The sequence below is a fragment of the Streptomyces sp. NPDC026092 genome, from assembly GCF_040638605.1.
In the GTDB taxonomy this organism is placed as follows: domain Bacteria; phylum Actinomycetota; class Actinomycetes; order Streptomycetales; family Streptomycetaceae; genus Streptomyces.
The window spans coordinates 20872-45723 of the sequence record NZ_JBEZYN010000032.1 but is presented as its reverse complement, the minus strand read 5'-3'; the positions used below and the strand labels follow the sequence as shown (position 1 = coordinate 45723).

The 24852-nt window shown below is 70.2% G+C and carries 24 protein-coding genes and 2 pseudogenes; 18 read left to right on the top strand and 8 right to left on the bottom strand.

All coding sequences use genetic code 11. The annotated features are described in order from the left end of the window. Positions 1 to 633: 633 nt before the first annotated feature. Positions 634 to 1236 carry a DUF1349 domain-containing protein gene (locus AB0F56_RS33965; RefSeq protein WP_362016889.1) on the top strand — a complete coding sequence of 201 codons (603 nt, stop codon included), beginning with the start codon at positions 634 to 636 and terminating at the stop codon, positions 1234 to 1236. 136 nt (positions 1237 to 1372) lie between these two features. On the opposite strand, the gene AB0F56_RS33960 is transcribed toward AB0F56_RS33965, so the two are convergent. Then, entirely contained in the window at positions 1373 to 2050 is a 678-nt protein-coding gene (locus AB0F56_RS33960) for a TetR family transcriptional regulator (protein WP_362016851.1), read from the bottom strand. A gap of 106 nt (positions 2051 to 2156) precedes the next feature. Between AB0F56_RS33960 and AB0F56_RS33955 the strand changes: the two genes are divergently transcribed. Both AB0F56_RS33955 and AB0F56_RS33950 read left to right on the top strand, forming a co-directional pair. Next, complete coding sequence (locus AB0F56_RS33955; protein WP_362016849.1) at positions 2157 to 3089, top strand: SDR family oxidoreductase; 933 nt, start codon at positions 2157 to 2159, stop codon at positions 3087 to 3089. A gap of 76 nt (positions 3090 to 3165) precedes the next feature. Then, on the top strand, positions 3166 to 3837 hold the full coding sequence (locus AB0F56_RS33950) for an NAD(P)H-binding protein (RefSeq protein WP_362016847.1): 672 nt from the start codon (positions 3166 to 3168) through the stop codon (positions 3835 to 3837). Positions 3838 to 4319: 482 nt separating this feature from the next. Here the strand turns inward: AB0F56_RS33950 and AB0F56_RS33945 are convergent, their stop codons facing one another. Then, complete coding sequence (locus tag AB0F56_RS33945) at positions 4320 to 5105, bottom strand: alpha/beta hydrolase (protein WP_362016845.1); 786 nt, start codon at positions 5103 to 5105, stop codon at positions 4320 to 4322. 224 nt (positions 5106 to 5329) lie between these two features. Between AB0F56_RS33945 and AB0F56_RS33940 the strand changes: the two are divergent. Then, positions 5330 to 5521: pseudogene (locus AB0F56_RS33940) on the top strand (kinase); the annotation flags it as partial. Between the two features lie 615 nt (positions 5522 to 6136). Here the strand turns inward: AB0F56_RS33940 and AB0F56_RS33935 are convergent. After that, complete coding sequence (locus AB0F56_RS33935) at positions 6137 to 7045, bottom strand: squalene/phytoene synthase family protein (RefSeq protein ID WP_362016843.1); 909 nt, start codon at positions 7043 to 7045, stop codon at positions 6137 to 6139. A gap of 113 nt (positions 7046 to 7158) precedes the next feature. On the opposite strand from AB0F56_RS33935, the gene AB0F56_RS33930 reads away from it, so the two are divergent. The 5 genes from AB0F56_RS33930 to AB0F56_RS33910 all read left to right on the top strand — a co-directional run bounded on the left by AB0F56_RS33930 (position 7159) and on the right by AB0F56_RS33910 (position 10711). Further along, entirely contained in the window at positions 7159 to 7752 is a 594-nt protein-coding gene (locus tag AB0F56_RS33930) for a hypothetical protein (RefSeq protein WP_362016841.1), read from the top strand. Further along, positions 7749 to 8750, top strand: coding sequence for a nucleotidyl transferase AbiEii/AbiGii toxin family protein (locus AB0F56_RS33925; protein WP_362016839.1), 1002 nt, complete (start codon positions 7749 to 7751; stop codon positions 8748 to 8750). The genes AB0F56_RS33930 and AB0F56_RS33925 overlap by 4 nt, the downstream gene beginning before the upstream one ends. A 151-nt stretch (positions 8751 to 8901) precedes the next feature. After that, positions 8902 to 9261: a hypothetical protein gene (locus AB0F56_RS33920; RefSeq protein WP_362016837.1), complete on the top strand. Its 360-nt coding sequence runs from the start codon at positions 8902 to 8904 to the stop codon at positions 9259 to 9261. A gap of 170 nt (positions 9262 to 9431) precedes the next feature. Continuing rightward, the gene (locus AB0F56_RS33915; RefSeq protein WP_362016835.1) at positions 9432 to 10013 is read left to right on the top strand and encodes a restriction endonuclease; all 582 of its coding nucleotides are present in this window, start codon (positions 9432 to 9434) and stop codon (positions 10011 to 10013) included. 143 nt (positions 10014 to 10156) lie between these two features. Further along, positions 10157 to 10711 carry a DUF402 domain-containing protein gene (locus AB0F56_RS33910; RefSeq protein WP_362016833.1) on the top strand — a complete coding sequence of 185 codons (555 nt, stop codon included), beginning with the start codon at positions 10157 to 10159 and terminating at the stop codon, positions 10709 to 10711. 462 nt (positions 10712 to 11173) lie between these two features. On the opposite strand, the gene AB0F56_RS33905 is transcribed toward AB0F56_RS33910, so the two are convergent. Both AB0F56_RS33905 and AB0F56_RS33900 read right to left on the bottom strand, forming a co-directional pair. Next, positions 11174 to 11425 carry a ribosomal protein L7/L12 gene (locus tag AB0F56_RS33905; RefSeq protein WP_362016831.1) on the bottom strand — a complete coding sequence of 84 codons (252 nt, stop codon included), beginning with the start codon at positions 11423 to 11425 and terminating at the stop codon, positions 11174 to 11176. Between the two features lie 446 nt (positions 11426 to 11871). Next, positions 11872 to 13020 carry an ROK family protein gene (locus tag AB0F56_RS33900; RefSeq protein WP_362016829.1) on the bottom strand — a complete coding sequence of 383 codons (1149 nt, stop codon included), beginning with the start codon at positions 13018 to 13020 and terminating at the stop codon, positions 11872 to 11874. A 749-nt stretch (positions 13021 to 13769) separates the two neighbouring features. Between AB0F56_RS33900 and AB0F56_RS33895 the strand changes: the two genes are divergently transcribed. From AB0F56_RS33895 to AB0F56_RS33880, 4 genes are all read left to right on the top strand, one after another. Further along, complete coding sequence (locus AB0F56_RS33895) at positions 13770 to 14687, top strand: ABC transporter permease subunit (RefSeq protein ID WP_362016887.1); 918 nt, start codon at positions 13770 to 13772, stop codon at positions 14685 to 14687. Then, positions 14684 to 15622, top strand: a complete 939-nt coding sequence (locus tag AB0F56_RS33890; RefSeq protein WP_362016827.1) for a carbohydrate ABC transporter permease — start codon at positions 14684 to 14686, stop codon at positions 15620 to 15622. The genes AB0F56_RS33895 and AB0F56_RS33890 overlap by 4 nt, the downstream gene beginning before the upstream one ends. 169 nt (positions 15623 to 15791) lie before the next feature. Beyond that, positions 15792 to 17450 (top strand): hypothetical protein, encoded by a 1659-nt coding sequence (locus tag AB0F56_RS33885; RefSeq protein ID WP_362016825.1) that lies wholly within the window; start codon positions 15792 to 15794, stop codon positions 17448 to 17450. Further along, positions 17447 to 18649, top strand: a complete 1203-nt coding sequence (locus AB0F56_RS33880) for a Gfo/Idh/MocA family oxidoreductase (RefSeq protein WP_362016823.1) — start codon at positions 17447 to 17449, stop codon at positions 18647 to 18649. Before AB0F56_RS33885 ends, AB0F56_RS33880 begins: the two co-directional genes overlap by 4 nt. Positions 18650 to 18855: 206 nt before the next feature. Here the strand turns inward: AB0F56_RS33880 and AB0F56_RS33875 are convergent, their stop codons facing one another. Beyond that, positions 18856 to 20373 (bottom strand): SpoIIE family protein phosphatase, encoded by a 1518-nt coding sequence (locus AB0F56_RS33875; protein WP_362016821.1) that lies wholly within the window; start codon positions 20371 to 20373, stop codon positions 18856 to 18858. 329 nt (positions 20374 to 20702) lie between these two features. Further along, entirely contained in the window at positions 20703 to 20996 is a 294-nt protein-coding gene (locus AB0F56_RS33870; RefSeq protein WP_362016819.1) for a YkvA family protein, read from the bottom strand. Positions 20997 to 21174: 178 nt separating this feature from the next. Between AB0F56_RS33870 and AB0F56_RS33865 the strand changes: the two genes are divergently transcribed. The 4 genes from AB0F56_RS33865 (at position 21175) to AB0F56_RS33850 (ending at position 24259) form a co-directional block, all read left to right on the top strand. Beyond that, entirely contained in the window at positions 21175 to 21804 is a 630-nt protein-coding gene (locus tag AB0F56_RS33865) for a hypothetical protein (RefSeq protein ID WP_362016817.1), read from the top strand. Positions 21805 to 22046: 242 nt separating this feature from the next. Next, positions 22047 to 22550 (top strand): hypothetical protein, encoded by a 504-nt coding sequence (locus AB0F56_RS33860; RefSeq protein WP_362016815.1) that lies wholly within the window; start codon positions 22047 to 22049, stop codon positions 22548 to 22550. A gap of 673 nt (positions 22551 to 23223) precedes the next feature. Next, positions 23224 to 23619, top strand: coding sequence for a hypothetical protein (locus AB0F56_RS33855; RefSeq protein ID WP_362016813.1), 396 nt, complete (start codon positions 23224 to 23226; stop codon positions 23617 to 23619). 196 nt (positions 23620 to 23815) lie between these two features. Next, positions 23816 to 24259 (top strand): cytochrome P450, encoded by a 444-nt coding sequence (locus AB0F56_RS33850; protein ID WP_362016811.1) that lies wholly within the window; start codon positions 23816 to 23818, stop codon positions 24257 to 24259. On the opposite strand, the pseudogene AB0F56_RS33845 reads toward AB0F56_RS33850, so the two are convergent. After that, a pseudogene (locus AB0F56_RS33845) lies at positions 24240 to 24449 on the bottom strand (transposase family protein); the annotation flags it as partial. The gene AB0F56_RS33850 and the pseudogene AB0F56_RS33845 sit on opposite strands and share 20 nt — an antisense overlap. Positions 24450 to 24507: 58 nt before the next feature. On the opposite strand from AB0F56_RS33845, the gene AB0F56_RS33840 reads away from it, so the two are divergent. Beyond that, positions 24508 to 24780, top strand: coding sequence for a YrhB domain-containing protein (locus tag AB0F56_RS33840; RefSeq protein WP_362016809.1), 273 nt, complete (start codon positions 24508 to 24510; stop codon positions 24778 to 24780). The last annotated feature ends 72 nt before the right edge of the window (positions 24781 to 24852 follow it).

The window sequence follows — 24852 nt, the reverse complement described above, 5'->3', positions numbered from 1 at the left end:
CGCAACCCCCGGGACGGACCCGATTCCAACTCCGCCGCCGCGTCCCCTCACCCGAGCCTGCAGCGGCGAAGGCGCCCGCCCGGTCCGCTCGCACACGGAGTGCCCCGCGCAGGGGCTGCTCCGGTCCGGGCCCTGGCGTCCCAAGAGGCGTCGCCGGGTCGGGCGCCGGGCGGCCGTCGGTCGCGCGGGTGGAACGGGACGCTTGCCGGCGCGCGACGAAGACGGGCGATGCCGGTCCGGCCCCGGGCCGGTCCCGGAGCGCGAGGCCGCGTACCCACGCCGGTGTGCCTGGCGTCGCGAGCCAAGGCCCGCAAGGAGGCGCGTACCGGCCAGACGCCGTGCGGCGGCCGCGTTACGCGGAGTCGAACAGGGCATACTCCCGCGCCGCCAGTGACACGCACGGCACCCCGACCGGCCCTCTTCGGCAACGGGTGTCTCCTCGGGCGCTGCGCTCGACCAGCCCTCACGGCCACCGGCCCCATGCCCCCGGACGGGTTCGGGCCCGGTGGATGGCCGGCGGGCCGGTGAAGCGCGCCCGTGCCCGGTCGGCGGTACGTGGACTTCCGCGGCCGCCTCTTGGATCTTCGTCGAAGTGGGTTGAGCGGGCGGTCCGGCGTCGGCAGGGTGAACGCCATGACCTTGGAATCCACCCTGGCGAACACGTCGACCTGGGCGGTCCGCCCCGCCGACCTCGCGCTCGATGGCGAAGTCCTGACCGTGGAGGCGGGTGCGGGCACGGACGTCTTCACCAACCCCCTGACGGGTGAGGTCCGTGACGACGCGGCTCGTGCGCTGCTGGATCCGCCTCCGGGTGACTGGCAGTTCTCGGCCCGGGTCCGGGTGGACTTCCGGGCGCCGTGGGACGCGGGCGCCCTGATCGTCTGGGCGGCGCCGGATCTGTGGGCCAAACTCAACTTCGAACTGTCGCCCGACGGCCGGCCCACGCTGTACTCGGTCGTCACGCGCGGGTTCTCGGACGATGCGGTGGGGTGGCCCCTTGACCGCGGTTCGGTATGGCTGCGCGTCAGCCGCGTCGACGGCGCCTTCGTCTTCCATGTGTCGCCCGACGGTCATTCCTGGCGTCTGGCGCGCCAGTTCGCCTTCCCGGGTGAGCCAGGCGTCCGGTTCCGGGTCGGCATCGGGGTCCAGTCGCCCGTGGGGGAGGGCTGCGTCGTCGGCTTCGACCGTATGGCGCTGGTGCCGTCGCGGCTGGCTGACCTCTTCGACGGCCGCTGACGCCGACCGTCACCCGACGTCCCGTAAGGGCAAGGCTGAGCGGGGACCCCTTAGCCGCCCCGGCGGGGCGCGTGCCGGACGGTGGCGACGGCGCGGCTGGCGACAGCGCGCGTAGTAATGGCCTCGCCCTGTCGTGTCAGTGCGGGGCGCCGGTGAGCAGTCCGGCCAGGAGTACGTCGAGCAGGTCGCGCAGGGTCGGGGCGAAGTCCATGCGCAGGGCGGCGAGTTGGGGGTCGGCGGCGTAGGCGGCGAGCATCGCGGCGGAGGGCCGGGCGTGGGTCCAGACCGCGCCGGTGACCATGACGGCGGCGGCCGTGAACCGGAACGCGGCCGTTTCGTCGAGTTCGGGGAGGTGGCGGCGTACGAGTGCGGTCATGGTGGCGACGCCGGCGAGCGCGGCGTGCTTGTACTGGGCGGCGACCTGTGGGGAGACGTTGCGTTCCAGGACGGCGGCCTGGGCGCTGACGAGGTCGCACAGCACCGGCTGCTCCGCGAGCGAGCCGGCGATCGTGTCGGCCACCTGGGTGGCGCGTGCGTCCGCGGGCGCGCCGGTGTCGATCGCGGCGTCGAGTTCGGTGTCGAGTTTCTCCAGCCAGGCGCGCAGGGCGACGTCGAGGAGCTCCAGCAGGATGGCTTCGCGTGACTCGAAGTAGCGCAGGACGTTCGACTTGGCCAGGCCCACGCGCCGGCTGAGCTCGTTGAGGCTGAGCTGGTTCACCGGCATCTCGGTCAGCATCGCCGCCGCGGTGTCCAGGATGGCCCGGCGGCGCATCTCCCGCTGCTCGTCGCTGCGCGCGCGCTGGAAGTTCGTCATACGACACATCCTACAGACCCCCGGTCTCTTGTTAACAGACCAGAGGTCTGCTAGCTTGGAATTACAAGAGACCGACAGTCTCTTAAATTCGATCCGAGGAGTCCCCATGAACGACTACGACGTCCCCGACCAGACCGGAAAGCTCGTCGTCGTCACCGGCGCGAACAGCGGCACCGGCAAGGAGGCGACCCGGCGCCTCGCCGCCGCCGGCGCCCGCGTCGTGATGGCCGTCCGCACCCCCGCCAAGGGCGAGGCGGCGCGCGCCGAGATCCTGGCCCGGCACCCCGCCGCGAACCTCGAGGTCCGCCGGGTCGACCTGGCCGATCTGGCCTCGGTCCAGGACTTCGCCGACCGGATCATCGCCGACGGCACCCCGCTCGACGTGCTGGTCAACAATGCCGGAGTGATGGCGCCACCCACCCGCATGACCACCGCCGACGGCTTCGAGCTGCAGTTCGGCAGCAACTTCCTCGGCCCCTTCGCGCTCACCGTCCGCCTGCTGCCCGCCCTGCTCGCCGCCGACGCGCCCCGGGTCGCGACGATGAGCAGCGGCACCGCCAACTACGGGCGCATCGACTTCGACGACCTGCAGTGGGAGCGCCGCCGCTACCGCCCGAACCTGTCCTACGCGCAGTCCAAGCTCGCCGACCTCATCCTGACCCGGCAGCTCGCCGTGATCGCCGCCGAGCAGGGCTGGAATCTGCTCAGCACCGCCGCGCACCCCGGGTTCACGCGCACCAACCTCCAGAGCTCCGGTCCGAGCCTGGGCCGCGACAAGCCGAGGCGCTCGCTGTTCGAGGCCGCGTACCTCCTGCCCTCCCAGGGTGTCGAACAGGGAGCCGAGCCGCTCCTCTACGCCGCGACCAGCCCCGACGCCGAGCCCGCCGGCTACTACGGCCCCGGCAAGCGCTTCGGCCTCGTCGGACCGACCGGCCCGGCCAGGACCACCAAGCGCGCCCGCGACACCGCCACCAACACCCGCCTCTGGACCCAGGCCGAACACCTCACCGGCGCCCGCCTCCCCCTCCCCACGGCCTGACACCCACCCCCCCCGGCTCCACCTCAATCCCCGCCGCTACACCACCCCAGCCCCCCCCACGATGGAGAGACCCCCGATGAACGTGCTCCTCTTCGGTGCGACCGGCATGGTCGGTCAGGGCGTCCTGCGCGCGTGCCTCCTCGACGACCGGGTCACCAGCGTGACCGCCGTGGTCCGCGGACCGCTCGAGACCGAACATCCCAAGCTGCGTACGCTCGTCCACAAGGACTTCACCGATTTCACCGACGTGGCCGACCAGCTCGCGGCCGTCGACGCGTGCTTCTTCTGCCTGGGCGTCACCTCCGCCGGCAAACGCGAGGACGAATACCGCACGATCACCCACGACTACACCCTCGCCGCCGCCCGGGCACTGCCCGCCGATCCCGGGCTGACCTTCGTCTATGTCTCGGGCGAGGGTACCGACAGCACCGAGCGCGGTCGCAGTATGTGGGCCCGGGTCAAGGGCCGCACCGAGAACGAACTTCTCGCGATGCCGTTCCACGCCTACATGTTCCGGCCCGGCTTCATCCTCGCCTCCCACGGCGAACAGTCCCGGACCCCCGCCTACCGCCGGCTCTACCCCCTGCTGTCCCTCCTCTACCCGCTCCTGAGGCGCGTCGCGCCACGGTACGTCACGACGACCGAGAACATCGGCCTCGCCATGCTCACCGTCACCACCCAAGCTGGAGCGGGCCCCCGCATCCTGCACAGCCCCGACATCAACCAAACGGCACTGCGGGGGAGTTGACCCCCTGACCGACCGGATTCCGCCGCCCGAGCCTCATACGTACAAGCCCAGAGCTGCTCCAGCGTCGCTGCGGAAGGCCTCGCTGTATGTCCTTCCGCGCCGACAACACCCGGACGCATGGCCTCGATGCGTAACGCACCGACGTAGAGCGGATCGACATCGAGCTCCCGTCAGCGTGCGACCGGCACCGGGGGGCTCACGGGGCCAGGCCCATCGAGGACCTTGAGGTGTTCTTCTGCTCTGACGCGCGCTGCCCCTACGTCGGTGAGTGGACAGCCACCAAACTCTGCAGGGGCCTGAGCGCGGACAAGGGACGAGGCCGGGCGCGCTCCGGGTGTACACGCGGACGTACGCGACCGCCGTCGTCCACTGCACCTCGCGCCGTACTCCGTTTCCCGACGGGTACCCGCGCACGTCGGCGGTACGGTCCCCGTCACCTTCTCCGCGGTCCCGCAACGCCCGGGTGGCGCGCCGTTCGGGTGTCAGCGTGCCTGGGAGTACAGCTCCTGGATCAGTCGGGCGCAGTTCTCCGGCTCCCGCAGTGTGGGGTAGTGGTCGGAGTCGGGGAGGCGGACCAGGCGGCAGTGGGGGATCCGCTCGGCCATCTCTTCGTTGCAGCGGACGACTTCTGGTCGGTCCAGTTCGCCCAGCGCGAGGACCGTGGGTGCGGTGATCTCGCCGAGGCGGTCGAAGGTGGGGGGATCGGTCTGTTGGTGGGCGATGTTGGCGAACCAGGCGGGCAGCACGGCTCTGAAGTGGGCGGCCGCGACGGGGTCGGTTTCAGGGCTGCCGCCGGCGGCCTGGCCCCACCGGCTGAGACCGAGCCGGACGATGCCCTCCATGTCGCCGGTCTTCGCGAGCTCCCCGATGTCCTGATAGAGCTGCCTGTCGGCGGGACTGTCGTAGCCGGTGACACTGGGGACGAGGAGCGCGAGGCCCGCCACCCGCTCGGGGGTGTTCAGGGTCAGCGCGATGGAGGCGGCTCCGCCCATGCTGGAGGCGACGAGGACCGCCCGCGCGAGCCCGAAGTGGTCGAGCACCGCCCTGAGGTCCGCGGTTGGCGAGTACGCCACGTCCGGCGCGGGCGAACGTCCGTAGCCGCGGGCGTCGTAGCGGATGATCCGGCGCGGTGGGTCGAGCGCGGGCAGGACCGGGTCCCAGATCGTGGAGTCGCCGACGCCGGGGTGGACCAGGACCATCGGCAGTCCGTCCCCTCCGGTGTCGTCCGCCCAGAGTTCGCCGCCGTCCACCGGCACCGTGGTTTCCATGGGGTCAGTCTGGGCGGGCGGCCGGGTCCCGTGCCAGCCCGAGCCCGGCCATGTCGGCGTCAATCTCCCGAGGCGGGCCCATCCTGCTGACGACTGGTCAGGGGGTGGCGAAGCGGCAATGACCGGATGTCGGAATAGCCCGCGATGGGGTGAGGCGTCGTCGACGCAGCGCTGCTCGGCCCCCTGCATGGCTGCGTAGGTGGCAACGAAGAGCGCTTGTTCGCCTGAGCCGGCATGCGACCAAGCCGATCGCCGACGACGTGGACGAGACACAACTGCGTGACTGGCACCGGCCGCGCGATGTCCTGGCCGACGGGCTCGAGACCGTCATAGGCGCCGACAGCTCCCTGGAGGAGACGGTCGGCCGCATCATGCTCGAAACCGGCCTGGCCCACCTGCCCGCACTGGACCGTTGACCGGACAGGCCGCCGCGACGGGTGGCGGGGTGCGCCGCCCCGCGGTTCCCGCTCGCGGCGCCAGCCACCCACCAAAGACGCGGCAGAACCGCATGTGGGAAGGCCCAGCATCTGATCAACGACCATCGCGCCCGAGCCGCGGTGGATTGAGCCCCCACGCACCACCGCGAAGGACTGCGCGTGCTGCGGCCCGGCATCGACGCCGCCTACGTCGGCGCCTGCCTGCGACGGTCCCTGGCCACCCACCGTGCTCTGTTCGTACGAACAGCACTGTCCCTGGCCCGTGAGGCAGGGGCAGAGGGCACTCCCGGCGCGCCGGAGCCCGGGGCTGTGCATCGGCATCGACGTCCGCGACGACGAATAGTTCAAACAGCTACGGGACGACCTGGCTCCACACACGATCCACGCCGAAGCCCGACGAGAAAGCCAGCTCTTCTTCAGCGCCGGCAACTCGGGAAACTCACGATGGGGTGGCCCTCACGCGGAAACAGGAGGCGGAACTCTCCTCCCGACTGCAAGCACAGGGGTTCCCGCAGAGGCGATCCCCTCCGCCCAGCGCCCCCACGACCCCAGACACCACCACCCTCCCCCCACCCTGATAGACGAGTCACCCCCTCAGGACCCAACCCGAGGAACCCACCGCCCCCGCGCCACCGCCTCCCGCAACAGCAGTACGACGGCCGCCCGAGCCGACGGACCGGAGCCCCGCGTCGCCAACGACGCACCCGCGCGCCGTACCGCGTCGAGCCGGAGTCCCTGAACGCCCACCAAGGCCCGCACGAAGGGCCGGTACGAAGCGTCCACCACGCCCATGAGAGGGCCGGCCGCCGCCAGATCGGCGGCCGCCCGGTCCGCCTGCTCGCCGACAAGCCGGTCCAGCGCCACGCCGGGCCGGCTCAGGTCCGCGCCGTGGCGTGCCACCGCATCGGCGGGCACGCCCGGCCGGCCCGCGGCCACGTCCTCGGCGAGGTCCTCCAGGAAGTCGATACGCTGCATGGCGCGGATGAGCCGGTGGCAGCCGTCCGTGAACACCGCCCGCGCCGCCGCGTCCGCGGGCGCGAGGAGACAGGCCGTGAGCATCAGCGCGGGCAGCGAGTACTCCCGTACGTACTCCTCCAACTCCTCCTCGTCCGCGATGGCCCGCCACGTCACCTCACGCTCGCAGCCCTGCAGAAACCCCTCCACGTAGACCCGCACGTCGGGGTGACGCTCGGCGGTGCGCACCAGACACCGCAGCACGGGCAAGGCGGAGTCACCCTCGGCGAAAGCCTTCCGTACGAGGCCGTCCCACTCCACGAGCGCGGCCGCCCGCTCATCGATCGCCCCGCGGTCGATCCGGTCGTCGGTCTCGTGCATGAACGCGACGGCGGCCACGACGTGCGGCAACAGGGCGGCGGGGAGCAGGAGTCGCGCGGCCGCGTACTCGGCCGTCGCGAACCTCCGCACCGCCCGGCGCTGCTCCGTGTAGTCCCGCCGCAAGCGGGGCTCCCTGACCCCGGCCCGGTCCAGGGCCCATCTCCACATGATGTTTCTCCCATCGTCGCCGGCAGCGAGCCTACGGGGGCCCGTCCCGGAAACCCGGATGAGCCCCCGGCACCCCTCTGCCAGACTCTTCTCGATGTACGAAGGGTTTCGAGATGTACGAGGTCGACAATGTCTATGAGACGCATGTGACGGTCCGGTGCCGTACCGAGGAGGAGCGGGCCCGACTCGGCGCGTGGGCGGCGGACCGGGGACTGAAGCTCACCACCATCGTCCTGGCCCGGGGCCGCACCCCGGTCCAGCCGATGCTGACGCTGCCCGACCGGACCAGCCACCCGGCGGTCGTGGCCGCGTTGCGGGAGGCCGGCTTCGAGGCGGTGCGGGTCAAGGTCGAGACGGTGCCCTGGAGCACGGAGCCCGCAGGCCCCGGCGGGGGTTACTACGAGCACCACCTCAAACTGACGCTGCCCGCACCGTACGACCGGACCGCCCTGGAAGCCCTCGTCACCCCGCACGGCGCCCATGTCTCCTGGAACGCCCGCCGGGTCCTGCCGGGCCAGAGCGGTCGGCACGAGCGTTTCGTGACCCAGCGGCACCCAGGGCCGGTGGACGCGGCGGGACGCGCCTGCGACGCGCTCGTCGCCGCACTGGTTGCCGCCGGGCGCGAACTGATCGCGCAGGAGCGGGAGTTCGTTCTCTCCGACAGCGACCTGTCATGGGACCAAGGTTGGCTGGAGGAAGCCGTATGAATGATATGAACGACAAGCCGTTGGCTCCGTCGATCCCCTACGGGCCGGGCACCGGCGCGGAACCCCGCGCCGACTACGTGCGCCGCAAGGACGAGCTCCCGCACACCCTGACCGCCGGCATTGGCGACCCGGCCGCCCGCCACCGCGTCTTCGACCCGGCCCTCAAACACTTCGACCAGGCATACCGCCCCGCTGACGGCGTCGTCGAAGACCCGGAGGTACGGACCCGCTGGCAGACGACCCGACGCGCGGCCCTCGAGCTCGTTCTCGCGGCCGTCGCCGGCTCACCGTGGGCCGACTCCCTCGTGCTGCGTGGCAGCATGCTGATGTCCGCCTGGTACGGCAAGGCCGCCCGCGCCCCGAAGGACATCGACTTCGTCGTCGTCCCCGAGACCTGGCGCATCGAGGAGCCTCGTACCCGCGCCATGCTCGACGGCATCGCCGAGGCATCGGAGCGCCTCGCCGCCGAGAGGGGTACGGACCTGTCGATCTCGGCGGCCGGCAGCGTCTGCGAGTACATCTGGACCTACGAGCGGGTGCCCGGCCACCGTCTGGTCCTGCCGTGGACGGCACCCGGGCTGCCCGGCGGCCAGGTCCAGCTCGACTTCGTGTTCCAAGAACGCCTCCCGACCCCGCCCCGCCCGACCGAGGTTGCAGGCGTTCGCCTGCAGGCCGCGGACCGGGAACTGTCCTTGGCCTGGAAGCTCATGTGGCTGAGTTGCGACATGTACCCGCAGGCCAAGGACTTGTACGACGCAGTCCTCCTCGCCGAGAGCTGTACGCTGCCCCTCGCCCTCCTGGAGACGGTGCTCCGCGAGGCGGACGCGTGGCCGGGCTACCCGAACGAGCCGCTGAACCTCGCCATGCTCGAGAACGCCGTCCACGAGACCGACTGGACGGGCTTTGACGACGCCGCCCACGCGGCCACCGAAGCCGCGAGGCGCGACCTCGGCACCCGCCTGCTGACCGCCCTCGCTCCGGTACTCGGGACACGGTGAGGGGTGTCCCGTAACTGCTGGTCACGGAGGTGGCCAGGTGGGAATCTCCGTAGCTGCCGAGTTCGTGCTGCCGGTATCGTCCGGTCTCCCGACCCGACCCCGACCCGACCCGACCCGACCCGCCCTGCAGGCGGCGTACGTTCAGAGAGCGATGCACATGACCAGCCAGCAAGTGACGACGGCCCTGTGGCGCCCCACCGGCCCCAAGGAGCTGGATCTGGTACGGGAGCTGAACTGGCGTGCGTGGCCGCCTCGGCTGCCCGAGCAGCCGATCTTCTACCCGGTCCTCAACGAGGACTACGCGATCAGGATCGCGCGGGACTGGAACGTGAAGCACGATGGCGTCGGCTTCGTCACCCGATTCAAGGTCGAGTCGGAGTTCCTGAGCCGGTATCCCATCCAGCAGGCGGGTGGCCGGACGATCCTCGAGCTCTGGGTTCCGGCTGAGGAGCTGGACGAGTTCAACGCCCACATGGTCGGCGAGATCCAGGTGGTCCACGAGTTCCGCTGAGGCGGGGAAGCTTGCTGGCGGGGCACGCTGCGGAGCGATTCTCCCGGCGTGGCTTGTGTAATCACGGCGCCGTTCCGCCGATCTGACTGCCCGATACCCCGACCCGGGGATAGAGCGCTGCGTGGCTGGGGAGTTTGCTGGCTGACAGCGACGTGGGGGAGGGCCGGAGCATGGGAACGGGCACGGTGGTGCTGGTGGTGTTAGCCGTCTTGGGCGCGGGGGGCGTGGTCGGGGTCCTGGTGCGTGCCGGGCGGCGTGAGGCCGAGGCTGAGAAGGTCCGGCTGGCGGAGCAGGCGCGGGTCCAGGCCGCACGGTCGATGGAATCGGTCTGGGCGATGGGCGACCGCGAGTTCGAGGAGTACGTCGCGGATCTGTGCCGCCGGGACGGCTGCACAGAGGTCCGCCGGGTCGGTGGCGCGAACGACCTGGGAGCGGACGTGATGGGACGGCTTCCGGACGGCCGGAAAATCGTGGTGCAGTGCAAGCGTTACGCGAAGCACCGCACCGTCGGCAGCCCGGACCTCCAGAAGTTCAACGGCACCGCCCGCAGCGAACACGGAGCGGACATCCCGCTCTTCGTCGCCTCGTGCAAGTACACCAAGCAGGCCAGGGCCTTCGCCGCCCGCCACCACCTGGTCCTCATAGACGTGGACCTTCTCGGCTTCTGGAACAGCGGCACGCCACTGGCCGCGCTCCTCGACCTGGACATCGGCCGGTCCGGAACCAACCGGAAGCTGACCCCGGACACCTGAACCGTTCGACGCCCCGCCTCGCTCATCAGGGCGTTGAAGCCGGTGTGGGTGCCGGGGAGGGTGGCTTTCCTAGCCGGCCGAGGCACGCTGAGGTGCGCAAGTCCGGCCGGACATCCCGGCCGTGGCCGGTGGAGGAGGACGCGGTGAGCGTTTTCGAGACGGGCCAGACGGTCGTACGGCGCGACGTGCATCGTTCCGGACGGGTGTGGAGCGAGCAGGCGTTGCGGGTCGTCGCCGACACGAGCGAGGTGCTGGTGGCCGCCTGTGTGCACGGCGCGGAGGCTCGCTGGCCCGCCCTGTACGCGAAGGCCCGCGACGACGGGGACCGTTCGGTGCGTACCGAGGCGTTCGAGGCGATGGCGGCGGGGGAGTGGGAGCTCGCGGCAGCGGTGTGGCAGGAGACCGACCTGTTGCTGTGGAAGCCTCCGGCGACTTGGTTCAGCGTCAACGCCTTCTTCGTCCCGGAAGGCGACGGGCGCCGGCTGCGGAACTGGTACGTCAACTTCGAGCACCCCGCCCACCGTACCGAGGCCGGGTTCGACACCTTCGACCTCACCGTGGACCTGGTAGTCACGCCCGACCTCACCCGCTGGGAGTGGAAGGACGAAGACGATTACGCCCATGTGCGCCGTCTCGGCATCGTCTCCGACACCGAGCCCGGGCCGTGGACGCCGCCCGCGACCAGGTGTTGGCGATGATCGCCGACCGCACCGGCCTGTTCGCGCAGGCTCAGAGGTGGGCGGCCTGGACGTGGGAGCCGACCTGGCCCGCGCTGCGTCTTCCCCGGCCCACGGAGGCTGCCGAGAGGGCTGCGCCGGAGGGGGACTGAACCGTTGCTGGCGTTCTTGCGTGAACGGTGTCCAGGGACTTCCCCCTCAAACGTCATTGATCAGCCGCGGCGAGGGCCACACATCACGACTGAGCAGACCCTATTGACCAGGCGCAGTGGGGTGGAGAAGGCATCATCAAAGCCCACGGCGATCTCACCCGGCGGCAGGTCGTATGGGCCAGCCAAGCCACCTGATCCGGGGCAGGCGCTGCGACCACGACGACCGCATCGATCAGCATGCGACGACGCGCTGAAAGACCAGGATTCTCCACCGCGCCATCGTGCCAGGACGCTGGTTGAGCCGAATGAACAGCCTGGGGGTGCCGAGCGCCTACTCACTCACTTGGACGTGAGCGTCGGCACCGGCTTCGCGGAGTTCGTCAACCATTGCGGTGGCGACTTCTTCTGGCAGGTTCTCGAGGATGGCTGCGGGCAGCTGGCTGACGAGGGACTTGCAGTGCCACAGACTCAGCCCGGTCCGCCTGTGAAGGAGCTTCACGACCTCGATGGCCCGGGGGCCAGAGTCTGTCAGAACTACTGTGTGCGGCAGGTCGTCGCAGACCAGCAAGAACGATTCGCTCACCGTGTCCGGTTCCTCCACAGTCTGCCGATGGCGTCCGCGCCGAAGTCGCGCACCATCCGGTCCAGCGGGACCGCAGGCCGCACGAGGGCGTTCGTCACCGCGATCGTATCGAGGAACGTGACCACCGCGTCCGCCAGCCGCAGACTCCCCGCCAGCACCGGAACCGTCCGGGCAGCCGTCGGCGTGCACGTCGAGGCGGTCCTGGCGAGAAGGCGCGGGGGAGCGCGCCCTGCTCCCCAACCACGGAGTACCCCTGGCCCTGGCAATGCGGTGCCCGCGCAGAGGTGCTGCGGTCGAAACGGTAACTCCGTCCACCTGCCCGGCTTGTCGACCCTCAGTCCGCCGGTACGCGACCCGTTAGGTGAGGGCCGCACTTTATGGAATCTGCCAGAGTTAAGCCTCGGCGGCGCCGCGCCGCGACGGCTGCCTCGTACCAGACGCGGCCGCTATGCGATCGTGACGTCCGGTCTGTTGGCCAAGGCGATGTCGGATTCGGAGTGTTCGAGCGCCAGTCTTGCCGCGCCGATGGCCACCGAGTCGTTGCCCAGGCCGGACGCCACGACCTGGGGCGGGTAGAGGCAGGCGCGGTTCAGGTGTTCCTGGATCGGCTCGACCAGCAGGGCTCCACCGCTCGCCAGCGAGCCTCCGATGATGACCATCTCCGGGTCGAACGGGCCCACGACCGTTGCCAGGCCCTCCGCCAGGCCGACGGCGAGCGCGGTCACGGCCTCCGCGGCCCGTGCGTCGCCCGCGGTGGCCTGCCCGAAGGCGAACTCCGCGGCCTGTGCCGGCGAGCGCAGCTCTCCCGGCTCGACCGCCGTGGCGAAGTCCATGACGGAACCGAAGACCTGCCACAGCCCGGTGGCGTGCTCCCCGATCTCGCCGGAAGCCGAGTGGGCCCCGCGGTACGGCTTGCCTCCGATCAGCATGCCCAGCGACATCCGGTTGCCCGCGAAGAGGTACAGCACATCCATGCGGTCGACGGCCGCGCCGCGCCACTGCTCGGCCAGGACGGCGAGCCGGACGTCGTTCTCGACGACGACGGGCGCCGAGATTCTGCCCGACAGCTCGTCCTGCAGGGGGAGGCCCGACCATCCCGGCAGGACGGAGCTCTTCACCACGCGCCCGGTGCTGTCGACCACTCCGGTGGTGCCCACCCCGACGGCCATGGGGCGCCGGCCCAGTTCCTGCGAGCACTCGGCGATGAAGCGCTCGATCGCGTCCAGGCGCTCGTCCAGGGTCATGTCGGGGAATATCGCCGCCTTGCGGGACTGGTTGACCTGCCCGCCCAGGTCAACCCCGACGGCCTGCAGCCGGTAGGCGCCCACGCTCACTCCGAGCACGCTTCCGGCAGACGCGCGGAACCGGAAGAGCTTTGCGGGCCGGCCGCGTTGACCGCGCTCCTGGCCGCACTCCTCGGCCCACCCCTGCTCAAGCAGCTCGTCCATGATTGTCTCGACCGTCGGCCTCGAGACCTGCACCTGCTGGGCCAGCTCGGTCAGGGTCGCGGCCTTCATGCTGCGCCGCAGAACGCGGAGGACGGCGGCGGAGTTCAACCGTCGCAACAGGGAGGCGTCACCGCCGTGCTGGTTCATGCCAGGCATCCTACTTACGAAAGTTCGCAGGGAAACGTCTTGCGCTGCGGATTTCGTGATCGGCTACCCGAGCCGAAGCCTGGGAGCCTCCAGAGGGCAGGGCGCGCACGGGTGTTGGAGGCCGCAACGGGCCCAGCCGTGACCGTAGAGGACGCTTGCCCAGCGAGGTTCGGGGCTACTTAGCAAAAGTGTTTGCGTATAGGTCTTGACCATGCCGCGGCCCGCCCTGTTGACTCCTGCCGCATCGGCACCGAGCCCGAACGTGTCGAGCCGACGCCGCGTTCCAGGCGGCGGCCCGCTGGTCACCGGCGAGGCGATCGGTGGCAACCCGCTCCCGGATTGGTTGAGGCAGCGATACCTGTGATGAGAACGACGAACGCGTCCGCGACCCGGTACGGCCCAGGCACGACAAGGCTCCTCCCGACGGAGCCGCCGGGGTGTCGGCCCATCGCAGGCCGGGCGGAGGTGACCCGCGACCTCGTTGGCCCGCGCGTCCCGCCGGGATCCCGACGGCCGACGCAAGCGCCGCCGGCCCCGGGCGTCCCTCTCCTCGCCCACGCCACGACACTCCGGCCACCCGCCGGAGTTCTCCCCGCTCCCGCTCCCGCTCCCGTCCCCGCTCCCACTCGCCGCAGGAGGTGAATGTGTCGGCCGCCCCATCGGCTTCGCCCCGTCCGGCCACGCCGCACCCCGCTCCACCGCCAGACCGACAGGCACGTTCACGCGACGAGGCCCGAGAGGCCGACCGTCTGCCCGTAGCCCGACGGCGCCTCCGCGACCGCCTCAGGCGCGACCGTATGCTGCTGCTTCTTTGCGTGCCCGGCATCCTCTACTTCGCGGTGTTCTTCTACCTGCCGCTGGCGGGCAACGTCATCGCCTTCCAGGACTACCAGACCTACCTGGGCTACCGGCAGAGCCCCTTCGTCGGCTGGGCCAACTTCATCGCGCTCCTGGAACAGCCCGAGTTCTGGTCCGCAGTGTGGAACACCTTGGAGATCAGCTTCGTCCAGCTGTTCCTCTACTTCCCGGCGCCGATCGCCCTCGCGCTCTTCCTCAACTCCCTGATCAGCACCAGGACCCGCAGGCTCATGCAGACCGTGGTCTACCTACCGCACTTCCTGTCCTGGGTCGTGGTCGTGGGAATGTTCCAGCAGGTCTTCGGCGGCGCGGGCACGGTGACCAGCCTGCTCAACGACAACGGCATCCCCGTCGGCAACATCATGAACAACCCCGATACGTTCATCCTGCTGCTCACCTCCCAGGCCGTCTGGAAGGACGCCGGGTGGGGCGCCATCATCTTCCTCGCGGCGATGGCCTCCATCGACAACTCGCTCTACGAGTCGGCCGCCATGGACGGCGCTGGCCGACTGCGCCGCATGTGGCACATCACCCTGCCCGGCATTCGCCCCGTGATGATCATGCTGCTGATCCTGCGGCTCGGCGACATCCTCTCCGTCGGCTTCGAGCAGATGCTCCTCCAGCGTGACGCGGTCGGCGCCGAGGCAGCGGAGGTGCTCGACACCTACGTCTACTTCCACGGCGTCGTGGACGGCGACTGGGGCATGTCCACCGCCGCCGGCCTGATGAAGGGCGTCATCGGATTCATCCTGATCGTCCTCGCGAACAAGCTCGCCCACCGCCTCGGCGAACAGGGGGTCTACCGATGAGCATGCTGTCGATCTCGACGATCCTCGACAGGAGCCGACGCGGCCGCCGATCCGCCGAGCGCCCCGTGTGGATGGAACGGCCCACCACCTGGGGCCAGGGGCTCAAGCTGCTGGTCATCGTCGCGATGATCGTCGCCGTCGGCTATCCGTTCCTCCTCGCCATCGGCACCAGCCTGGCCACCAAGGCCGAACTGGCGGCGAACGGCGGCTACGTGCTGCTGCCCACGGATCCGACCCTGGAGGCGTACCGGGTGGTGCTCTCCGGCGGCGTGGTCACGCGCGCGGCGCTGGTCAGCATCGGCATCACCGCCGTCGGTACCGCACTGAGCCTGGTGTGCACGGTATGCCTCGCCTACGGACTCTCGCGCCCCGGGACCCTGGCCGGCAAGCCACTGCTCCTCATCGTGGTGGGAACCTTCCTCTTCACCCCGGGCATCATCCCCAACTACCTGGTGGCGCAGGCCCTCGGACTGCTCGACACGTACGGCGCGATGGTCGTCCCCATCATGCTCAACGCCTTCAACGTCATCGTCGTGCGGGCCTTCTTCCAGGGCGTCCCGGAGGAACTGCACGAGGCCGCCCGCCTCGACGGGGCGAGCGACCTGAAGGTGCTGCTGAAGATCGTGCTCCCGTTGTCCAAGGCGGTGATCGCCGTGGTCGGCATGTTCTACGCGGTCACCTACTGGAACAGCTTCTTCAACGCGATGCTCTACGTCAACGACCCGGAGAAGCTGCCGCTCCAGGTCGTCCTGCGCTCTTACGTCCTCCAGGGCGACACGTTCAACGCCAAGGCGATGGGCGTCAGCGTGCTCCCGGCGAGCACATCGCTGTCGATGGCGGTGCTCATCCTCGCCGTCCTGCCGATCGTCGCGGTCTACCCGTTCCTGCAGAAGTACTTCACCAAGGGCGTTCTCACCGGCGCGATCAAGGCCTGAACCAGCCGTCTGCCTTCGGCCTCGGCTGTTCCCATGCCCTGTACTCCTTGGCACGCCCCTGGCGCGTCGCCCCCTCCCGCCCCACCCCCACCCCGCCCCACCTCGCCCCACCTCGCCCCACCCCTCTCCCGTCCCCTCGGCGTTCGCCGAAACTCGCTCAAGGAGAGCCATGTCCTCCAGAAACCTCAACCGTCGTGGATTCCTCGGCGCGGCCGGTGTCGCCGGCCTCACCGTCGCGGGAGGCGGCGCCCTCGCCGCCTGCACCAGCGGAACGGGCACCTCCGTCGGCGGTGCGGAAGCCTCGGCCAGGCTGAGGCTTCCGACCTACGTGCCGGCGAAGGTTGCCGCGCCCGACCTGGCCGGCAACGGCCAGGGCCTGGACCCGGCGTACCTGCGCTACCCCGCCGACCCGACCCGCAGCGTCTCCGCGATCCCCGGGGACGGACAGCCGGTCACCGTCCTGACGGAGACGTTCACCACCGCGGCCCCGGCGATGAACCGCAACGCCTACTGGCAGGAGCTCAACAAGCGGCTCGGTTCGGAGCTGCACATGACGATCGTCAACGGTCTCGGAGCCGAGGACGTCTACCGTGCGAAGTTCAACGCGACCGTCGCGGGCGGCGACCTGCACGACCTGATGTGGTTCCCGCCGAATCAGGGCCTGAAGAACGTCCCCGCCCTCCTCGCCGCGAAGTTCCACGACCTGACGCCGTACCTCGGCGGCGACGCCGTCAAGAAGTACCCGAATCTGGCGAACATACCCGACTTCGCGTGGCGGACCGCCGTCCTGAACGGCAAGATCTGGGGCGTCGCCGTCCCGTACGGCCGCATGGGCCAGGTCTACGTCGCCAACGAGGACTTCTGGAAGCCGGTCGGAGGCGCGCGCTTCGACAGTGCGCAGGACTTCCTCGACAAGTCCAAGGAACTCCTCGACACCAAGCGGAAGAAGTACGTCCTGGAGCCCGCCTACGTCAACCACCTCAATCAGTTCGCCCTGTGGTACGGCGCTCCCAACGGCTGGCGGCTGGACGGCGACAAGCTCACCCACGCGTTCGAGACGGACGAGTTCTTCGCCGGACTCGAATTCGCCCTCAAGTGCCAGCAGGCGCAGCTCTTCTGGCCGGACCCCAACCTCGCCACGACCCTGGAGAAGCTGGAGGGCGGCTTCCTCGGCGCCCACGTCCAGTCCTTCCCCGGCTTTCTCAACGACAGCGCCATGTACGACTGGCCGGCCAAGGTCATCGTCCCCTTCGCCGCGGAACCGGGCGCCGAGCCGAGCTTCAACTTCGGCTACGGATCCGTCGGATTCACCGCCATCAACAACAAGGTCCCCAAGGACCGCATCGAGACGCTGCTCCAGATCATGAACTACCTCTGCGCGCCCTTCGGTAGCGAGGAGCGCCTCTTCCTGGACTACGGCCTGGAAGGCACCCACCACACCCGCGCGAAGGACGGAGACGTCAGGCTCAACACGAAGGGCAATGCCGAGGTACTGACCACCCGGCAGGCGATCACGTACTTCGGTAATTCTCCGCAGGCGCTGTACCTGCCGGGCAAACCGCAGGTCACCAGCGCCATCCATCAGACAGAGGTCGAGCTGATGAAGCTCGCCCGCGTCAACCCGACCACGGGTCTCTTCTCCGACACGAACTCGAACAAGGGCGCCTCCGCGACCGGCGACTTCTACAGCGCGATCACAGACCTCGTGGCCGGCCGCAAGCCGCTGTCCTCCTTCAAGAAGGAGATCCTCCCCGGGTGGCAGCGGGCCGCGGGCAACGCGACGCGCCGCGAGTTCGAGAAGGCCATCGCCCAGGGCGGTGCCAAGTGACCGAAGACCTCCGCATCGGCGTTATCGGCCTCGGACTGCGCCGCAACCTCGCCGTCTCCGCCCACCGCCCCGGCCGGGGATCGGTCGTCGCCGCCGTCGCCGACACCGACCCCGCGGTACGGGCCCGGATCACCACGCGCTTCCCCGGAGCGACGGCGTACGCCGACCATCGGGCGCTCCTCGACGACGACACCATCGACGCCGTGATCATCGCCACCCCCGATGACACCCACGAGGCCATAGCCTGCGACGCCCTGCAGGCGGGCAAGGCCACGTACGTGGAGAAGCCGCTGGGCATCACCGTCGAGCAGTGCGACAGGATCCTGCGGACGGCCCACGAGACCGGCAGCCGCCTCTATCTCGGGCACAACATGCGGCACATGGGCGTCGTCCGGCTCATGCGCGACATCATCGCCCGCGGCGACATCGGTGAGCCCAAGACCGTGTGGGTACGCCACTTCGTCTCGTACGGCGGCGACTACTACTTCAAGGACTGGCACGCCGACCGTCGCCGTACCACCGGACTGCTGCTGCAGAAGGCCGCGCACGACATCGACGTGATCCACTGGCTGGCCGGCGGGTACACCGAGCGGGTCAACGCGCTCGGGGACCTGATGGTCTACGGCGACCTACCGCGCCGTGAGCCCGGCACCCCGCGGCCGGAGGGCTGGCTGCGCGAGTTCGAGTGGCCGCCCGGCGAGCGCAGGAACCTGCACCACATCGTGGACGTCGAGGACGTGTCCGTGATGAACATGCGGCTGGACAACGGGGTGGTCGCCGCCTACCAGCAGTGCCACTTCAGCCCCGACTACTGGCGCAACTACACGGTCATCGGCACCGAGGGCCGACTGGAGAACTTCGGCGACCGGCCGGGCGACGAGGTCCGCGTCTGGAACACCGGTCCGAGCGAGTACCGGCCAGGCGCCGACGCGGTCCACCAGGTGCCCGAAGCGACGGGCGGCCACGGCGGCGCCGACGAAAAGATCATCGAGGAGTTCTGCCGCTTCGCCCGCGAGGGCGGAGCGACGGACACCTCACCTGTCGCCGCCCGCATGAGCGTGGCTGCGGGGTTCATGGCAACCCGCTCGCTGCGCGAGGGTGGTACGGCGCACGACGTACCACCCCTGGACCCCACCCTCATCACCTACTTCGCATCCGGTCAGCACCGACCGACCCCGGCCCGAACGCCCCACCCATGACGGCATCACGGGGCCTCCTGACGTGGTCACACGGTGCCTCCTGACGGCTGCACGGCAGTCTCCGGCCCGGTATCCCCGCCCCCGGGGGCTGCCGGGCCGACCGGAGCACGGCCCACGTCGTCGGCGGGCGGCACGGCCGGGCCAAGCATGCCCGAAGGTGACCCTGGCAGGTGAGAAACCCCGCCTCACGGGTTCCGCGACGCGCTTCAGCGCTCGTCGGTCGCGCTGCTCGCGGGCCCGGGACTCGCCCGGACGATGAGCAGAGCCACGTCATCGTGGTCACCTTCGCTACGCAGAGAACGCAGAAGAAGGTCGCATGTGGCGTCAAGCGATCGGTGCGGGTCGTCGAGGACGTCGAGAAGAGCGTTCAGGCGTGCGTCGATCGCCTGGTCGCGGGCTTCGACGAGGCCGTCGGTGTACAGGATGAGCTGGTCGCCCGGTCCGACGCCGATGGAGGTCGTGGTGAAGGGAATGCCGCAGCCGCCCAGCGGTGCGCCCGTGGGCAGGTCGAGCAGCTCGCGCGTACCGTCCGGGTGGAGCAGTACGGGCGGCAGATGCCCGGCCAGGGAGATGTGGCATCGCGCCGCGCCGGGGTCGAAGACGGCGTAGACGCAGGTCGCGATGGTGCCGAGGCCGTCTGTGATGTGGTCGAGGTGGTGCAGGACCTGGGCAGGAGGCAGATCCAGGTCGGCCAGAGTCCTCGTGGCGGTGCGCAGCTGTCCCATGGACGCCGCCGCTGCGACGCCGCTCCCCATGACATCGCCGACGACGAGGGCCGTCTTGTCGCCGTTCAGCGGGATGACATCGAACCAGTCGCCTCCGATCTCGATCGTGGCCTGTGCGGGGCGATAGCGGAAGGCGATGGTGAGCCCCGGTCGCTGGGGAGGGGGGCGGGGCAGCAGGCTGCGCTGGAGGGTGAGTGCGGTGTGGCGCTGTTCTTCCACGGCGCGGTGGCGATCGGTGACGTCGACACTGGAGGTCGCCACACCCAGCACTTTCCCGTTGGGGGCCTCGAGCCGGTAGAACGAAATCGACCAGGCGTGGTCGTTGTTCGGGTCGGCCGCGGTGCGGCCGACGATGGTGTGGTCCAGGATCGGCGTCCCGGTGGCCAGGACCTCCCGCATGGCTCCAGTGAAGGATTCGTCGAGGAACGGCAGCACCTCGTGGACGTGCCGGCCGACATGCTCGGCGGCCGGCACACCGTTCATCCGTTCCTCCGCAGGGTTCACAGAGATGTACCGGAGGTCGGTACCCAGCATGGCGAGACCGATCGGCGACTGCGACACCAGCTGGGCGGACAGCGCCAGGTTCCGCTCCACCCGCCGAAGCGTCGCCTGGTCCGTGGCCAGCCCCAGGGCCCAGTACTCGCTCTGGTCGTCCTGCAGCCGCATGTTGCGGAACTCCACCAGCCGCGTGCTCCCGTCCTTGTGCCGTACGGGGAAGACGCCCGCCCAGCTCTCACCGTCCCGCATGACCTGCGCGAACAGCGCCAGCACCGCATCGCGGTGCTCGTCGTCGATCAGCAGATTCCCCGCGTACCGGCCCTGCGCCTCCTCGGTGCTGTAGCCGAAGAGGATCTCCGCCTGAGGGCTCCAAAGATCGATCCGGCCCTGGGAATCGAGAAGCACAGGGGCCACATTCAGCACGTCCAACAAGCCACCTGGCGTTGACGGCTCCACACCCGACGCGCCGGGATCGCCCTGAACGGGTTCGGAGGCTCCCATTCCTCAGGCTCCTTTCGGCCGCCGATGCGGAGTGCTGTGCCGGAGCGGACGACGGCCGGCGCCGCGTCTGCCATCCCATCGTCCCGCGACTCCACCCGTCCGTGCACTGCAACGATCTCCGAGGTACCCCGCTGGGGTAGGGCCGCGCCCGCGCCCCAGCGGTTGCCCGGGCGATCTGTCGAGCCGCCCCGCGGCGGCCCGCGGACCAGCTCCGAGCGCCTCACTCCGGACCGCCGAGACCCTGACCGCTCGGGCCCGGACCGCTCACCCTCGGGCTCATCCATGACGAATCCCTCCCCGCGGAACCAGGTTGCGATCATCGGAGAGACTCAGCCGAGCTGCCCTTTGCCGTCGGCCCCGCTGCGGGCCGCCGCCGAGTGCAGCGCCTTCAGGGCCACCAGGAGGATCCCGATGTCGTCCAGGTAGACCGGGTCGGGGATCAGGTCGATCGGCGAGACCGTGTAGAGGACCGCTGCCCAGAAGAGAGCCTTGGACTGCAGCGGGACACCGGCCTCCAGCAGCAGCCTGCGGGCCTGGAAGACGCGGACCAGCAGAATGGCCGCGCACACCGCCACGGCGACGAGGAGAACGACGGCCACGATCAGCCAAAGGGAGCTGTCCATGTCCGCTCTCCTACCCGGTCCCGCGCCGTGCGCGCCTCGATTCTTCCTCCTCGCCGGAACGGCCCTTCGGGGGCACGCCTGGTTTGACCGTACGAGAAGCGGCAAGGCGAACCGTCAGGCGCGCCCCAACAAGCAGTGACGAACAGCCAGCCAGGAGTCACTTTCCAGGAAGGCAGTCATGTCGACCCTGACGACAGTTCTCATCATCGCGGCGGTGGTCGTCGCGGCGCTACTGGTGGCCGGTGTCCTGCTCCGGGCCCGTACGGGCCCGGACAGCGGCACGCGCTCCCTCAAGCGGCGCTTCGGCCCCGAGTACGACCGCACCCTCGAACAGCACGGCGGCGACAGCGAGGCCGCCCACCGCGACCTGCGCGAGCGGGTCGCACTGTACGGCCGCTTCCGGCCGATGCCGCTGGAGCCGGCGGTCCGGGAGCAGTACGTCGTCCAGTGGACCACGCTCCAGGAGCGCTTCGTCGACGCGCCCCGCCAGGCCGTCGCCGACGCCGAGCACCTCGTCACCCGCGTCGCGGCGACTCGAGGCTTCCCGGATCCCGAGCGGCGCGCGGACCTGCTGGCCGCTCTGTCGGTGCACCATCCGCACCACGTTGAGGGCCTGCGCGGGCTGCGCCGTGCTGCGCACACCGAGTCGGCCACCACGGAGCAGCTGCGGGAAGCACTGGTGCACGCCCGCGCCTTGTTCGAGGACCTGACGGCACCCGGGCAGGCCGGTGGGGCCGACACCCGAAGCCGTCCGGTGTCCGGGCGCGGCCGTGGACATCTCCTCCACCCGAAGGGAAGTGGCGCGTAATGGCACGCGACAACCGGGACCAGCATTCGACGGGGCGACACGCACCCACACCCCCGGCAACTCCCGGGGTGCCGCCCCCGAACGGCGAGCGCGGGGGAATCCCTGCCGGGGCTGTCCCGGCGCAGCGTACGGAACACCCCGTGCCGCCGCCGCCGCCTCCTCCGCCGCCGGTCCCGGGTGCGACCGTTCCCCCGCAGGCCGCACCGCAGGCCGGCCCGCCGCCGCACGTACCGCCGCCGGCGATGCCGCTCTCCAAGGCACCGCAGTCTCCGCGGTCTCCGCAGTCCGCCGTCCCTTCCGAAGACCCCGGCGCCACGGGCCGGAGCGGCGGGAGCCGCACGAACGCTCCTGCCGCGACCCCCGCCGCGCCTCGCGGACGGGCGGCGGCGGACCGGCCGGGTGACAGCGGGCAAGCCGACGGCGGTGGACATGTCGGCCACGCCGGCCACGGCGACCACCCGGCCGGGCAGCTGCTCGGCGCCAGTGAACGCGACCGCCTCTCCGGCTGGCTGCACCACGCGCTCGCCGGGTTCGTCGACGCGCCGCACGACGCGGTCGCCGAGGCGGCAGAGGTCCTGGAAGAGGTCGAGCAGCAACTGGTCGACTCCCTCCGGGACCGTCGGGCGGCGCTCCAGGCGGGATGGCAGCGCAGCGGCGACCCGAACGGACCGCGCCCCGACACCGAACGGCTCCGGCTCACCCTCCAGACCTACCGCGAGGTGACGGAGAGGCTCCTGCGCACATGAGCCCCGGAGACCGGCGGTCCGATGGGCCCGCATGTCAGCCCACGTCGGAAGCCCCCAAGTCCCTTGGGGGCTTCCGCCATGCTCGCGGCGTGTCCGCGCGGAGCGGCCGCATGGGCACGCGCCGGCGATCCTGGGAGAGCGGGAAGGAAGTGATGGGACGCATGCCCGACGGGGCTACATCGTCGTCCACCGCGCCGTGATCCAGGGCCTCGGTCCCGACATCGGGCAGCTCCAGCGTGGGGGCCACGTCGTCCGGCACGCCGAGCGGTTGGAAGTGTCTTGGTCCCGAGCGGGCGTCCTTCGCCTCCTGGCGATCGCCAGCCCGACGGCGAGCACCCCGAGGAGGGCCGGCCCGACGAGGACGGCGACCGGCACCCCGATCCGCGATTCCCCGCCACCTGGGCCGTCTTGAAGATAGAGAGTCAGACCGCACCCGAGTAACCCAGCCGGCCCGTTCGCCAGCACCAGGTCGCGTCCGATCCTCGTCGCCCCACGCCAGAGCCTGACCCTGCCCACCCGGTCCTCCCACCCTCCCCGTTCGTGTTCATCCGGGCCCCTCGCTGGAGTTGACCTTCCTGACAGAACGCCACATGTCCGTGAACGCCGCTCGAAACGTGCGGGGGAGCGGGGCGGATAATGGGCTCTCCCCCGAACGACCGGAGACGAAGGACCCATGACGCTCACAGAAGGCCGGCGTGTCACGCTGGCGAAGGACCTGCGACTGACCGGGCACGTCACCCGAGCCGACGGAGCCCAGCAGGACGCGGACTCGGCGGCAGGGTTCCTCGCACTGGGCGCGGGCATGACGGGCACCGTCGAGCAGGTGAGCGAGCACCAGCGAGTGAAGAGCCATGAGGTCCGCGAGTACGAACGGCTCACGTCGCTCTTCGACGCCTTCGGCCACCAGATGCCCCCGGGCAGCAGGAAACAGCTGGAGGAGCAGATCGCCTCCCTGGAACCCGCCTGGAACGCCTACCGGGAAGCGTCGCATCGGGTGACGGTCCGGGTCCGTCTCGACAACGGCTTCGTCCTGGACGAGGCACCCGGGGATGCGTTCACCATCCTCTGATCACCCCGATCACCCCGATCACCCCTTCACCACCGGCCGGGTTCGGGGTGGGGGAGCGTCGGGGCAGGCGGGTCGAGGCGACGGATGCCCGGGGTGGCCACGGCCCTGTGCAGGAGGACGGAGAGAGGGACGGTGACGGCGCCGACGGCCCAGAGCTGCTCCGCGAGGGAGTCGATCCGGCCGGGATCTACGGGAGATGGATGAACACGCACAAGACCCGCCACACCTGCCGCTGACCGAGCGCGTCATCAACGAAACCGTCCGGCTGCGCCCGCCCGGCTGGTTCTTCACTACCAGTGTGGTCACCGCCGACACGTACCTCGGCGGGTACCCGCTGCCGGCCGGGACCAGCGTCACCTATCGCCCCTACGTCATCCACCACCGTCCCGACCTCGACCGCGATTCCGAAGTCGTCACCCCCGACCGCTGGGCCTTGCCGCCCCCCAGCCGCCGCGCCACGCCTTCCTCCCCTTCGCCGAGGGCGACCGCATCGGCGACTCCTCAGCATGATCGAGGCCACCCTCGCGCTCGCGACCATCGCCGCCCGGTGGCGCCTGGAACACGTGTCAGGCCACCGGGCCGCCTTGTCGCGGCGGTGACCCTGGAACTCCGCGACCTGCAGCGATCTGCCGCATCGTGAGGTTTGTGCGCCAGTACGCCGCGACCAGCAGGGCCCGGTCCTCCAGCGGAAGGCTCCACGGCCGGCCCTTGCGGACCGCATCCGCACCCTCATGCCGCAGCACCGTCAGCAGCTTCCCGAACTGTCGCGGGCTCAGCCTGGTGAACGGGGCCATCCAAGACGGCTCCGACGCCGTGATCACACCAGCCACACGAAGATCATCCCAGGCCAATATGGTGCCTCTCATCGAGCCAACGAACTGGAGACGCATGATGCAGCAGGACGAAGCCCTGCAACTCGCCGTGGCGTTCCTCGCCCGCAGCCAGCGGGCGGACGAGCCGCCCCTTGCCGTCGACGCAGAGCGAGTCCGCAAGAGTGGCCGGCTGCTGATCGTGCCCTACAACTCCGTGCAGTACCTGGCGTCGCGGAACGACAGGCAGATGCTGCTGGACTGCTGGCCCATCCTCGTCGACCTTGATCGCGGAGATGTACGGTTCGGGACCCTCGACGAGCGGCATCTCTGGAGGAATCCGACTGCCTGACACGGCTGCGCCTGTCCGCGACCACAGTTACGGGACAGCCTTTAAAGCGTGTTGCAGAAGGATGTGATCTGG